Raw genomic sequence first — 12618 nt, 5'->3', positions numbered from 1 at the left:
TGCGCTTTTGTTTTTATATGGATCGCATTGGCTTATCGCACTTTTGGTTATCTAACCTTTGCTCTATAATGCGCGGGCTTATATCTAGGATAAAAACATGATTTCAAAAAACCAATTAAAACTCCTTCGTGCTTTGGGCCAAAAGAAACAACGTAAAGCCCACGGCCTGTTTCTAGTTCAAGGTGAAAAGAACGTTCTTGAGCTATTCAATAGTGACTTAGTCGTGAAGAACGTCTTTGCTACTGCTGATTTCTTATCTGAAAATCACGCATCACTGATTGAGTTTGATTGTGTTGAAGCCTCGCTAGACGATCTAACCAAAGCGAGCACTTTAGTCAGTAACAATGCGGCAATTGCCGTGGTTGAGATCCCAAAGGTTGAATTACCAGAAGCGACAGGCTTGATGATTGCGCTTGATGGCGTATCTGACCCGGGCAACCTAGGTACGATCATTCGCGTAGCTGATTGGTATGGCATTAAAAATATCGTTGCGAGCATTGATTGCGCAGACCCATACAACCCTAAAACCATCAGCGCGACGATGGGCAGCTTTGGTCGAGTACACGTGAGCCAAACGGACTTACCAGCTTACTTAGAGCAAGCGAACTTACCTGTTTATGGTGCGTTTTTAGAAGGCGAAAGCGTTCATAAGACTGACTTTACTGCGAACGGTATATTACTGATGGGCAGCGAGTCTCACGGCATCCGTGAACACGCAGCTAAGTTCGTAACAGATAAGATTACCATTCCAGCATTCGGTGGCGCTGAATCTCTGAACGTAGCAATGGCGACAGGTATCATTCTTGACAATATGCGTCGTCAGCATAGTTAGAGCTCACTCACCCGCTCACTGACTAATCGACAGTGTGCAGATATTAAAAAAGGCGTATTGATTAAATCAGTACGCCTTTTAATTTAAGATTTTAAGAATTACTTTTCTAGCATTGCCAATTTATCAGGCACGCCATTCCATTTTTCCGCATCATCCATTGCTGGTTTTACTTCTGTCTGCAAAGGCCAAATCTCAGCAAGTTCTGCGTTCACTTCAATGAAGATCTTTTGATCTTCAGGCAGCTCATCTTCTTGGAAGATCGCTTGAGCATCACATTCAGGTACACATAAACCACAATCGATACATTCGATCGGGTTAATTACCATGAAGTTTGGGCCTTCATGGAACGCATCTGCGGGACACACTGCCACACAGTCTGTGTATTTACATTGAATACAATTATCGCCTACGACAAATGCCATGATGCTCTGCTCTATAAGTTAGTCAAAATTGAAGAATGGGGATAATACTCATCCCAAAGCAAAATTCAACATCATACGGCTCTAATATCATGCCTATTTGCTACGTGTTTCCAAATTAGTATGACAGATAAATCAAATTCTCGTAAAATGCGCGCCATTGTGAGCTTATCACTTCTTCCCAACATCAGTGTTACATCAAACTCTGCATTCACTAGAAGCGGTCTAGCTAAGACACCTACAAGAACGAGACATCGAAATGATACGTTTAACCGAAATTAAACTTCCACTAGACCACGAAGAGTCTGCCATTCAACAAGCGATTGAAGCGAAGCTTGGCATCAACTCAGATCAGGTTATCTCTTTTAATATCTTTAAACGTGGCTACGATGCTCGTAAGAAATCAAAGATCCTGCTTATCTACACGCTGGATGTTCTCGTTGAAAACGAAGCTGAGCTATTAGAAACCTTCATCAGCGACCCACACGTCAAAGTGACTCCTGACATGGAGTATAAGTTCGTAGCCAAAGCGTTGGAACACCAAACTGAGCGCCCTGTTGTTATCGGCTTTGGCCCTTGTGGTCTGTTCGCTGGTCTAGTACTTGCTCAAATGGGTTTCAACCCAATCATCGTTGAACGTGGTAAAGAAGTTCGTGAACGTACTAAAGATACCTTTGGTTTCTGGCGTAAGCGAACTTTGAACACGGAATCAAACGTACAGTATGGTGAAGGTGGTGCAGGCACATTCTCTGACGGTAAGCTTTACAGCCAAGTTAAAGATCCAAAACACTACGGCCGTAAAGTAATTGAAGAGTTCGTTGCAGCTGGTGCACCAGAAGAGATCCTATACGTAAGTAAGCCGCACATCGGTACCTTCAAACTGGTTACCATGATCGAAAAGATGCGTGCTTCTATCATCGAGCTGGGTGGCGAAATCCGCTTCAGCACTCGTGTAGATGACCTTCTCATGGAAGATGGCCAAATCACAGGTCTAACACTTTCTAACGGTGAAGAAATCAAATCTCGCCACGTTGTACTGGCTGTTGGTCATAGTGCTCGTGACACATTTGAAATGCTGCATGACCGTGGTGTTTACATGGAAGCGAAACCTTTCTCTGTTGGTTTCCGTATCGAACACAAACAGTCAATGATTGATGAAGCTCGTTTTGGTAAGAACGCAGGCAACCCCATTCTAGGTGCCGCAGACTACAAACTGGTTCACCACTGTAAGAATGGTCGAACTGTATACAGTTTCTGTATGTGTCCTGGTGGTACTGTGGTTGCTGCAACCTCTGAAGAAGGCCGCGTTGTAACGAACGGTATGAGCCAATACTCTCGTGCAGAACGTAACGCAAACAGTGCAATCGTCGTTGGTATCGACCCAGAACGCGACTACCCAGGTGACGCGCTAGCAGGTATCCGTTTACAACGTGAACTAGAAAGTGGCGCGTTTGTACTTGGTGGTGAGAATTACGATGCTCCAGCACAAAAAATTGGCGATTTCCTGAAAGGTCACGATCCAAGTGCTCTGGGTGATGTACAACCATCATTCACACCGGGTATCCACCTAACAGACATTTCAAAAGCGCTACCTGACTTTGCAATCGAAGCAATCCGCGAAGCAATCCCAGCGTTCGAGAAAAAGATCAAAGGCTTCTCTACCCCAGATGGCCTACTAACAGGTGTTGAGACTCGTACATCGTCTCCAGTGTGTATCAAGCGTGGTAAAGACTTCCAAAGCATCAACCTGAAGGGCTTCTACCCTGCTGGTGAAGGCGCGGGTTACGCAGGTGGTATCCTGTCTGCCGGTATCGACGGTATCAAAGTTGCGGAAGCACTTGCGCTGTCTATGGTAAAGCAGAACCAAGCTGAGAAGATCAAAATCGCTTAAGAACTCAGTTAACGGTCTAAAGCATATATCAAAGGGGGCTCAATGAGCCCTTTATCGTCATGTTGTTGACCCAGCATTATCCAACTAAAGTGTGTATGTTGCTAGTAGTACACAAGCAACATGGTAGAATGCCGCCATTAATCATATCCTTGTATAAGATTGTTAAACCTTTCCATCGCTATTTAGCCAAATCATACCGAGAAACTTATGCCATTTTCTAAGCTTGGATTAAGCTCACCTATTGTTAAAGCCGTTGCAAAACAAGGCTACGAAAAGCCAACCTCTATTCAAGAAAAAGCAATTCCGATTATACTTTCTGGTAAGAATCTTATTGCGGCAGCACAAACAGGTACAGGCAAAACTGCGAGCTTTGTTCTCCCTATCTTAGAGATGCTAAGTAAAAGTGAAACGCAACGTAAGAAACGCATCCGTGCTGTGATCCTTACACCAACGCGTGAGTTGGCGGTTCAGGTTGAACAAAACATCAAGAAGTACGCGAAGTTTTTAAACCTAACGTCTTTAGCAATGTACGGTGGTGTTTCTTACCAACATCAAAAAGATCGTCTGATTGAAGGTGTTGATATTCTAGTAGCGACGCCAGGACGTTTGATCGACATGTATGGTCAACGTGCGGTTCACTTTGATGAAGTTGAAGTATTAGTACTGGATGAAGCAGACCGTATGCTAGACATGGGCTTCATCGAAGACATCAACAAGATCATCGCTCGCTTACCGCAAGATGTACAAAATCTGCTGTTCTCAGCAACGCTTTCAACACCGGTTCGAGCCCTAGCGAAGAGCGCGATCAGTGATGCTGAAGAGATTTCAATTGCCAAAACAGACGCATCAAAAGCGAACATTGAGCAATGGCTAGTCACGGTAGATAAAGACCGTAAGTCTGCACTGCTGAGCCACATGATTACTGAAGGTAACTGGGATCAAGCGCTTATCTTCATCGAAACCAAGCATGGGGCAGCTAAACTCGTATCTCAACTTGAAAAGCGTGGCATTCATGCTGAAGCGTTCCACAGTGGACGTAGCCAAGCGATCCGTGAAAAGATCTTGGCTGACTTTAAGAAAGGTCACCTTAAGTTCCTAGTGGCAACAGGCGTTGCTGCACGCGGTATTGATATCGATAACCTACCACGCGTTGTTAACTACGATATGCCTTTCCCAGCAGACGACTACGTTCACCGTATTGGTCGTACTGGCCGTGCTGATGCAAGCGGTGAAGCGATCTCTTTCTTATCAAAAGACAACTTCAAGAACCTATGCATTATTGAAAAGCGCCTTGGTCACTTGATTGAACGCCGCGTGGTTGAGGGTTTTGAACCACGTAAAGAAGTGCCTATTTCGGTGCTGAACTTTGTGCCTAAGAAGAAAAGAGAACAGCAAGAAAAAGAAGGCAAGTAATTATCCGAGCTTGATTTCAAGCCAAAGCGTATTGCCAAATTATGACAAAACGAAGCCAACTAAGGCTTCGTTTTGTTCTTTAAACCAGTGAGAGTTAGAGGGAAACCAATGATCACCCCAATTGCAACACGATTAACCCGAGGCCAAGACTTAAAGCTTGAACTACAAAAGCTAGTGACTAAACATAACGTCGCAGCAGGCTCTATTGCATCTTGTGTGGGCTGTGTTTCTCAGATCAATATTCGCTTAGCAAATGCAAACCATACAAAGTTAATTCAAGCGCCGTTCGAAATCGTGTCGGTTATGGCAACACTAACACCTAACCACCAGCACGTGCACATTTCGGTAGCTGATGAGAATGGCGACGTGATTGGTGGTCATTTACTTGAAGGAACCATCATCGCAACCACCGCTGAATTGATTCTTCATCGCTACGATACCTTGACCTTCAGCAGAGAGCATGACGATTCGACAGGTTACACTGAGCTCACTATCAGTGATAAACCACAATAAGCTGGCTACACCGAAGGCAATACCAACGCTTATACAAAGCGACACAGATAAACAGTTATTAGGAAACACCATGGCTCCACACTCCGCAGACTCCGTTATCGTTCTCGATTTCGAAACCACTGGCTTGTCCCCGAATATGGGCGATCGAACGATAGAAATTGGTGCCGTGAAACTCGTTAACGGCGAAGTGGTCGACACCTTTCAACAACTGATGAACCCAGGATTTCGCGTGAGCGGGTTCATTGAAGGCTATACCGGAATCACGAATCGTATGTTAAGCACTGCTGCTAGCTGCGGAGAAGTGATGGATGAATTTGCAGACTTCATTCAAGACAGCCAACTAGTCGCTCATAATGCCTCGTTTGATAAGCGCTTTCTTGATGCAGAATTAGATAATATTGGTCGCGATTACAATGGGCAATTTGCATGCTCAATGCTGATCGCTCGTCGTCTTATCCAAGACGCGCCGACTCATAAGTTAGGTGACCTTGTTCGTTTCAAGAATATCGACAACGATGGTACTTTCCACAGAGCGTTAGCCGATTCAGAGATGACAGCAAGACTATGGTTATTAATGATTGATGAGCTGCAGAGTGACCACGGTATACAACAGCCTAGCTTCCAATTGATGCAGAAAATATCCAAGACAGCCAAAGGCGCTATTCCAAAGCTCCTAGTGAGTAGCCGAGGTTAATAGCGTTCACAACAAATAGTTTGGGTAGGAGGCCACTTTTTATGTTTCTAGAGCGGCCTTTTCATTTATCAGAAAGGCTGGCTTACGCCCTACTCTTGCAAGGTCATCAGTGTTGACTCGAGGCTCTCTAGCTCATTCATGAAATAAGACCATTGCTTATCACTACTTACCGCTGCGATATTCACTAAGAACTTTGCGGATGTCTGCATATTCTTGTTCAGGTGAGATTCCAAATCATCAGGGTAATAAGACTCATTATTCAAAAGCAACTTCATAATAATCGGCTGAGCGATATGCAAGTCACTCTTCTTTTCCATCAGCAGAGTGAGTTCTTGATAAGTATTATTTTGATACTCTCGCCAGTTATCATTAGTATTTATCCACTCTTGAGACCAAGTCATAATAATCTGTTTTTGTTCTTTTGATACCGATCCTAACCATCGCTCTAAACGCTCTTCTATTCGCTCGCGATATCGCTCTCTAGAATCATCATCATTCAAAGATAATCTCTCTTTGTAAAACTCTTGCTGCTTTTTTCTAAAGTTCGTTAAGAATTCTCTATCCTGCTTAGGACTAAGCTGCATACTTAACGCGTAAATGTCAGGAGAGGATTTATTAACGATGATTCGAATATGGCTCTTTATTTTTTCACTTTGCTCAACAATAAAAGCGGAGTTCAACTCTGAACGACTCATACTTTGCAGCACTTGTAGCTGTTCAATATAAAGCGGCAGCTGAGTTTTTTTGTGCCATGCTTGAAGAGAGTCTAAACGAGCCTCTAACTCAGACTCTTGACTATTAGATAGAGAAACAAAGTCTTCTATGTAACTCACCGCAAACCAACTGATGTTGTTATAAGCGAATTTAGTTCCACACCCAACAAATAGGAAACAGACCAATAGAAGTAACCAACGGCATTTTCTCATTACACCCTCTCACAGCCTATTACTAATCAGTAAACCCAAACGACAAGATAGATTTACTCTTGCTTTTATAACATTAGCTAAAAAAGCAAGTTCTCGTAAAACTTTCAGATAAATTGAGACTTAGCCTTGCCAAATAAGCCATTTCGGCAAATGATTAAAATAAAACCTATTGTTATCAGTGATGTTATTCGGCTTTTTTGCTTATTTGAAATGTAAGTTGGAAATAGCTGCACGCTTTAAATGAGTATCGAATGAACAGTATTTGGGAGGGAAGCTTATGGCCGCTATTCCTGAAAATACCAGCGCGTTAGAATACGAGCTTTGCTATTTTGACGATGGGAAAGTAACTACCATGACCATAATAGCGAGCAACCGACAGGAAGCGATGACTTGGTATCTTAACGAAGGGAAACACCTGAACGACCTTTATTCGATAAGGCCCGATGAATAGAGAGCAGATTAATCATTATATAGAATGGGTAAATAGACCACCCCATTAAGAGACACCCTTTACTGCACCGCGCTGAACGTGACAGTAAAGGGCTCGATTCTCAAATTACTTCAGAATTCGGGCGCGGAACTGACGGCCCTTCATTTTGCCTGATTCGATCTTATTCAATGCTTTCTTAGCAACAGAACGCTCTACCGCTACGTAAGCACGCATTGCGAATAAGTTAATTTTACCCACCGACTTGCCCTCGATACCACCTTGACCTGTCAATGCACCAAGAATATCCCCTGCACGAAGCTTGGCTTTCTTACCACCATCAATTTGGATCGTCACCATATTTGAGTAATATGGTTTAGCGATTGGTTTCGCTGGTAGTTCAGATGGCTCGATTGGCATGTCCATGTACTCATCAATTTGAGCCACACGGTACATCTCTTTTTCGCTAAAGAAGCTGATCGCCACGCCTTTGCTACCTGCACGACCTGTACGACCAATGCGATGTACGTGAACTTCTGGATCACGAGATAACTCGAAGTTGAATACTGCATCTAGGTTATCAACGTCTAGACCACGAGCCGCAACGTCTGTCGCAACTAGAATCGAGATAGTTTTGTTTGAGAACTGAACCAAAGCTTGATCACGTTCGCGCTGCTCCATATCACCATGCAGTTCGATAACGCTAAAGCCACGGTGGCTTAGTTCGTCAGTCACGTTCTGTACCTCTTTCTTCGTGTTACAGAACACAACCGCTGATTCTGGTTGATGATGAAGCAACAACAACTCTAGAGCATCGTCACGAGCCTCAGAGCCTTCAAGTTTGTAGAAGTGCTGTTGAATGCTCGAGTGATCGTGCGTCGATTCAACTTTCACCATTTCTGGGTTGCGCATGATGCGGTCAGCTACAGATTTAATTTGTTTAGGGAAGGTTGCGCTAAACAGAAGAGTCTGACGATCTTTTGGTGCTGCATCGATAACTGCATCCAACGCATCTTGGAAGCCCATCTCTAGCATGCGATCCGCTTCATCTAATACCAGCGTGTTCAGCTCAGATAGGTCAATGCGGCCTTTCTCTAAATGATCAAGAATACGACCTGGTGTACCGACTAAAATATGAGCGCCATGCTCTAGTGAGCCAATTTGTGGCCCCATTGGCATACCACCACACAGTGTCAGCACTTTAATATTGTGAATACCACGAGCAAGCGTACGAATCTCTTTTGCGACTTGGTCTGCCAGTTCACGAGTCGGACACAACACTAGAGATTGAACACGGAAACGCTTAACGCGCAGGTTTTGCAGCACGCCTAAACCAAAAGCAGCTGTTTTGCCTGAACCCGTTTTACCCTGACCGATAACGTCTTTGCCGTTTAGGATAGTAGGAAGACTTAACGCTTGGATCGGCGTCATTTCAGTATAACCAAGAGAATCCAACGTATGCAAAAGCTCAGGTTTAAGGGCGATAGAAGAGAATTTTGAAGTGCTCAATGGAAATATCCAACTGGTGAAAAACAGAGTGCATTATGAGTGTTTTTGAAAATTATTCCACCTTAATCACAGTTTTGAAGAAATAGGTTAGGCGAACACAAAAAAGCCAGCTTTGTTAGCTGGCTTTTACTTCTTTAAGTATTGCTTTCTATGGCACACCATGACCTTTAGAAGACACCCACACGCGATACCATTGTTCGCGAGTCAGTTCGATTTTCAGTGCATCAACAGCTGTCTTAACACGTTCAATCTTACCAGAGCCAATGATAGCAATTGGGTTCGACGGTAAACGACGTACCCAAGCGTAGATCACCTGGTCAATACTTTCTGCACCCACTTCTTGACGAATCGCTTCTAGTTCCTCACGCACACGAATTGCTTGTGCAGAATCACCACTGAAGATACTACCGCCACCTAAACAAGACCATAGGACGAACACGGTTCATCTGTAGTTGATCCAAAGTACCGTCATGTAAAACGTCGAAATTCAATGGGTTGATTTCAACTTGGTTAGTCACTAACGGTTTGCCTAGTCGAGATTGCAATAATTCGAATTGACGTGGTGAAAAGTTAGATACACCAAAGTGCTTAACCTTACCGACTTTGTGCAGCTCTGCGAAGGCCTCTGCTACCTCGTCTGCATCCATTAAGGCATCTGGACGGTGAATCAGCAACACATCAATGTCGTGAACGCCTAGGCGCTCTAATGAGTTATTTACTGATTGGTAGATATGCTGTGCGCTAGTGTCATAGTGATTGATCTTACGCTCAGGAGTGTGGTCACCACACAAGTTGATATCACACTTGGTGACAATTTGAATCTCGTCTCGAAGGCTAGGCTCCAGCGCAAGTGCTTCACCAAACAGCTTTTCACATTGGTAGTTACCATAGATATCCGCATGATCAACCGTTGTGATACCAAGGTCTATGTGTTGCTTAAGGAAAGTTAGACGTTGTTGAGGGGCCATACCCCACTCTGCCGTACGCCAGTATCCTTGCACCAACTCAGAAAGTTCTGGGCCTTGTGGCGCTATCGTTACTTTTGCAACCATGGGTTGTCTCCTTTATCAATATTGAGCGTATCCTATGCTCGTTTTACCGACGTCTCAACGTTTAACAAATGGCAAAGGTGAACGCTTGCTAAAACTGTGAGAGCAACAGAAAAACGAACACTCAAATCAATAATAGCTTGCCGTCTGGCTCTCAGGCGTTCTACGAAAAAGGTGGTTTACTCGAATGAAAAATAACACTTTCTATAAATTTGAGTGATTAAAAGCGATTAAGTTCCACGGTCAAATTGTCTCCGTCACTAGTGAGAACGATCCAAGGAGAGTCAACATTCGGGACATTCCATCGGCTTATTTGCTCTGAAGAGTCGTGCGATCCATTCATAAACTCTATTAACTGCTTGTCCACTATGTCAGCACTTACTTCCTCCCTTTCCGCGTGTTCAAGTTGGGTCACAACATCGAACTCATCTTCCCCAATACGAATTGAGCTGAGCGCAAAGCCATCTTGGCGCAGGTAAGCTTGAAGTTTGGTATGACTTAATTTGGAATATGGCAGTGTGAAACGAACGGCTTCGACACTTGATGCTCTTAAGTCCAACTCTACATACACATCAAGATCGTAGTACTGCGTTAGGTCACTACACAGCTGAGTGCCTCCGACTTCGCCACAATCCATTAAATCGATGTCGTTGATATAGTGTTGGGAACTAGGCAAGGAGGGACTCGTGTTAAACAAGGTTCGCAGCCACCAGCTTTCATTCGCTTGCACGGAGAAAGAGAGGGTATTGAAAGCTAGTAGTACAATTAGAGCAGAAGGACTTTTCATTAATATGGCTTATTCAAATCACTAGATGTGATTCATTATACGCAACCAATCAACCAGCAACCTGTTGAGACTATGATTTAGGCTAAAAAGCAAGACTAGGCTGAACAAACACTAATCGGCAAACCTTCAATCAGACATCACAAATACCACTTAATAGATGTGTTATATTACTGAAATTAATAATTAATTTTCAAGGAATGTCATGACGGCAACGAACTACCTCAACCAACTGAATCACAAGTATCTTGCAACTCACAAAACCAAAGAAGACTTCTTTTGGGATACCTACATGGGCACCAGTGACGATCATGATGGTTCAACCCTCGCTCAAACCCAGTGGACCGAGTTTCTAAGCTCTGCTGAACAGATAAAGGCTATCGAAGCCCAACTAAAGACCATCGACCAAATTCAAGATCCTCAAGAAAAAGAGCGCACCTTAATCGGGCTAAATGGTTGGTTAGCTACGTTCAAATCGCATGCTATTGAATCGCAGAATTCACAAGCGCTAAAGGCAGACCTCATCAAGTTTGAAGGGGAACTGTTTGAGAAAAAGCAAAACCACGTGATGACTTACGTAAATGAAGCGGAACAAGAAACAGAAGTCTCGCTTCCTGTCCTAGGTTCAGCGGTGAGAAGTAACAGTAATGAGCAAGTTAGGCGTTCAGCACACCAAGCGTTATTGGGGCTAGAACAATGGCTACTTGTGAACGGCTTTATTAAACTCATCAAAAAACGTAATAAGTTTGCCCAGTCTCTAGGGTTTAAAACTTTTTTCGATTATTCCGTCGTAAAAACGGAGCAGATGACCACTGAGCAACTGTTTACGATTTTGGACGACTTTGAGGCACGTACCCGAGATAGTCACCAAAAAAGTCTTACTAACTTGGCTGCGCAAAAGGGGCAAGGGGCCCTCGAAGGCCATAACTTCACGTACTCTTTTGCTGGTGACGTGATGAATGACCTCGACCCTTACGTCCCTTTCTCAAAGTCATTGAGACGCTGGGTTGAATCTTTTGGCCGATTAAATATCGAATATTCTCAAGCCGTACTGAAGTTGGATCTGCTTGATCGCAAAGGCAAGTACCCAAATGGTTTTTGTCATGGACCTATTCCTTCGTTCTATGACCAAGACACTTGGGTGCCAGCTCAAGTCAACTTCACAAGTAACGCTAAGCCCGATCAAATCGGCAGCGGCTATGATGGAATCAACACTCTGTTTCATGAGGGCGGGCACGCAGCACACTTTGCCAACGTCAAAATGAATGCACCGTGTTTCTCTCAAGAGTTTGCACCGACCTCAATGGCTTACGCGGAAACTCAGTCTATGTTCTGTGATAGCCTATTAAATGATGCCGATTGGCTAAAACAATACGCAGTCAATGATGAAGGTCAGCCGGTACCTAATGAGCTCATTAAAGCAATGATTGATAGCAAGCAGCCATTCAGAGCCTACCAAGAACGCAGTATTCTTGTGGTGCCTTACTTTGAACGGGCGTTGTATGAGATGGCTGATGAAGATCTTACGCCTGAGAAGATCACGGAGCTCGCTCGTCGTAGCGAAAAAAGCATACTCGGTTTGGATTGCAGCCCACGTCCATTAATGGCGATCCCACATCTGTTATCAGACGAGGCCTCTTGCGCATACCAAGGTTACTTACTGGCTCACATGGCGGTGTATCAAACGCGAGCTTACTTCACTGACAAGTTCGGCTACTTAACAGACAACCCTGAGATCGGCCCTTTATTGGCTAAGCACTATTGGTGTAAAGGCAATAGTGTTAATCACAATGGAACAATAGAAAGCCTGACTGGAGAAGGTTTCAATGCCAAATACCTTGCTGATGAGTGCAACTTATCACCTGAACAAGCTTGGGCAATTGAAGAGAAAAAGATCAAGCAACTGGCTTCTCGTGAACGTGCACAAATCGCAGATTTAAATGCGAAAATATCGATCGTCGACGGCGCAACTGAATTAGCGAATAATGAAGAGTCGAACGAGAAAATGTGTGATGATTTTGAGCGTTTTATTGTTGAAAAATACGGACGTTAACCAACGTTCACTATAACTATTTGATAAAAATATAAAAAGGACGATATTAATCGTCCTTTTTATATTCGCTAATAAGAAGCAGTAGAAAATTAATCCAATTTACTTCAC

At 43.8% G+C, this 12618-nt stretch carries 11 protein-coding genes and 1 pseudogene; 7 read left to right on the top strand and 5 right to left on the bottom strand.

Features of this window, described 5'->3' with window-relative positions:
- Window positions 1-97: 97 nt before the first annotated feature.
- Window positions 98-832 (top strand): RNA methyltransferase, encoded by a 735-nt coding sequence (locus ACTRWI_RS02930; RefSeq protein WP_499129218.1) that lies wholly within the window; start codon window positions 98-100, stop codon window positions 830-832.
- Between the two features lie 98 nt (window positions 833-930).
- On the opposite strand, the gene fdxA is transcribed toward ACTRWI_RS02930, so the two are convergent.
- Window positions 931-1254 (bottom strand): ferredoxin FdxA, encoded by a 324-nt coding sequence (fdxA, locus tag ACTRWI_RS02925; protein ID WP_499129216.1) that lies wholly within the window; start codon window positions 1252-1254, stop codon window positions 931-933.
- Between the two features lie 256 nt (window positions 1255-1510).
- Here fdxA and ACTRWI_RS02920 point away from each other — a divergent pair, with 256 nt between their 5' ends.
- The 4 genes from ACTRWI_RS02920 to ACTRWI_RS02905 all read left to right on the top strand — a co-directional run bounded on the left by ACTRWI_RS02920 (window position 1511) and on the right by ACTRWI_RS02905 (window position 5762).
- Window positions 1511-3142, top strand: coding sequence for an NAD(P)/FAD-dependent oxidoreductase (locus tag ACTRWI_RS02920; protein ID WP_499129214.1), 1632 nt, complete (start codon window positions 1511-1513; stop codon window positions 3140-3142).
- Between the two features lie 207 nt (window positions 3143-3349).
- Window positions 3350-4555, top strand: coding sequence for a DEAD/DEAH box helicase (locus ACTRWI_RS02915; protein ID WP_499129212.1), 1206 nt, complete (start codon window positions 3350-3352; stop codon window positions 4553-4555).
- Window positions 4556-4663: 108 nt separating this feature from the next.
- Window positions 4664-5068: a PPC domain-containing DNA-binding protein gene (locus ACTRWI_RS02910; RefSeq protein WP_499129210.1), complete on the top strand. Its 405-nt coding sequence runs from the start codon at window positions 4664-4666 to the stop codon at window positions 5066-5068.
- Window positions 5069-5138: 70 nt separating this feature from the next.
- A complete protein-coding gene (locus ACTRWI_RS02905; RefSeq protein WP_499129208.1) occupies window positions 5139-5762 on the top strand; it encodes a 3'-5' exonuclease in 624 nt (207 codons plus the stop codon).
- An 89-nt stretch (window positions 5763-5851) separates the two neighbouring features.
- On the opposite strand, the gene ACTRWI_RS02900 is transcribed toward ACTRWI_RS02905, so the two are convergent.
- Window positions 5852-6688 carry a DUF6279 family lipoprotein gene (locus ACTRWI_RS02900; protein WP_499129206.1) on the bottom strand — a complete coding sequence of 279 codons (837 nt, stop codon included), beginning with the start codon at window positions 6686-6688 and terminating at the stop codon, window positions 5852-5854.
- Between the two features lie 277 nt (window positions 6689-6965).
- Between ACTRWI_RS02900 and ACTRWI_RS02895 the strand changes: the two genes are divergently transcribed.
- Window positions 6966-7139, top strand: coding sequence for a hypothetical protein (locus ACTRWI_RS02895; RefSeq protein WP_004737794.1), 174 nt, complete (start codon window positions 6966-6968; stop codon window positions 7137-7139).
- Between the two features lie 105 nt (window positions 7140-7244).
- Here the strand turns inward: ACTRWI_RS02895 and dbpA are convergent, their stop codons facing one another.
- From dbpA to ACTRWI_RS02880, 3 genes and pseudogenes are all read right to left on the bottom strand, one after another.
- The gene (gene dbpA, locus ACTRWI_RS02890) at window positions 7245-8624 is read right to left on the bottom strand and encodes an ATP-dependent RNA helicase DbpA (RefSeq protein WP_102424864.1); all 1380 of its coding nucleotides are present in this window, start codon (window positions 8622-8624) and stop codon (window positions 7245-7247) included.
- 148 nt (window positions 8625-8772) lie between these two features.
- Window positions 8773-9676: pseudogene (locus ACTRWI_RS02885) on the bottom strand (aldo/keto reductase).
- Between the two features lie 217 nt (window positions 9677-9893).
- The gene (locus tag ACTRWI_RS02880) at window positions 9894-10460 is read right to left on the bottom strand and encodes a hypothetical protein (protein ID WP_499129203.1); all 567 of its coding nucleotides are present in this window, start codon (window positions 10458-10460) and stop codon (window positions 9894-9896) included.
- Window positions 10461-10662: 202 nt separating this feature from the next.
- Here ACTRWI_RS02880 and ACTRWI_RS02875 point away from each other — a divergent pair, with 202 nt between their 5' ends.
- On the top strand, window positions 10663-12510 hold the full coding sequence (locus tag ACTRWI_RS02875; RefSeq protein WP_499129201.1) for a M3 family metallopeptidase: 1848 nt from the start codon (window positions 10663-10665) through the stop codon (window positions 12508-12510).
- The last annotated feature ends 108 nt before the right edge of the window (window positions 12511-12618 follow it).

This window comes from Pseudoalteromonas sp. G5_S1_14_S5 (assembly GCF_054968605.1).
Note: the sequence above shows the minus strand (reverse complement) of the source record. Positions and strands in the feature narration are given on the sequence as shown.

Excerpts from the sequence above, each read along its gene's own strand:
- ACTRWI_RS02930 (WP_499129218.1), top strand. The coding sequence starts at position 98 with ATGATTTCAAAAAACCAATTAAAACTCCTTCGTGCTTTGGGCCAAAAG.
- fdxA (WP_499129216.1), bottom strand. The coding sequence starts at position 1,254 with ATGGCATTTGTCGTAGGCGATAATTGTATTCAATGTAAATACACAGAC.
- ACTRWI_RS02920 (WP_499129214.1), top strand. The coding sequence starts at position 1,511 with ATGATACGTTTAACCGAAATTAAACTTCCACTAGACCACGAAGAGTCT.
- ACTRWI_RS02915 (WP_499129212.1), top strand. The coding sequence starts at position 3,350 with ATGCCATTTTCTAAGCTTGGATTAAGCTCACCTATTGTTAAAGCCGTT.
- ACTRWI_RS02910 (WP_499129210.1), top strand. The coding sequence starts at position 4,664 with ATGATCACCCCAATTGCAACACGATTAACCCGAGGCCAAGACTTAAAG.
- ACTRWI_RS02905 (WP_499129208.1), top strand. The coding sequence starts at position 5,139 with ATGGCTCCACACTCCGCAGACTCCGTTATCGTTCTCGATTTCGAAACC.
- ACTRWI_RS02900 (WP_499129206.1), bottom strand. The coding sequence starts at position 6,688 with ATGAGAAAATGCCGTTGGTTACTTCTATTGGTCTGTTTCCTATTTGTT.
- ACTRWI_RS02895 (WP_004737794.1), top strand. The coding sequence starts at position 6,966 with ATGGCCGCTATTCCTGAAAATACCAGCGCGTTAGAATACGAGCTTTGC.
- ACTRWI_RS02880 (WP_499129203.1), bottom strand. The coding sequence starts at position 10,460 with ATGAAAAGTCCTTCTGCTCTAATTGTACTACTAGCTTTCAATACCCTC.
- ACTRWI_RS02875 (WP_499129201.1), top strand. The coding sequence starts at position 10,663 with ATGACGGCAACGAACTACCTCAACCAACTGAATCACAAGTATCTTGCA.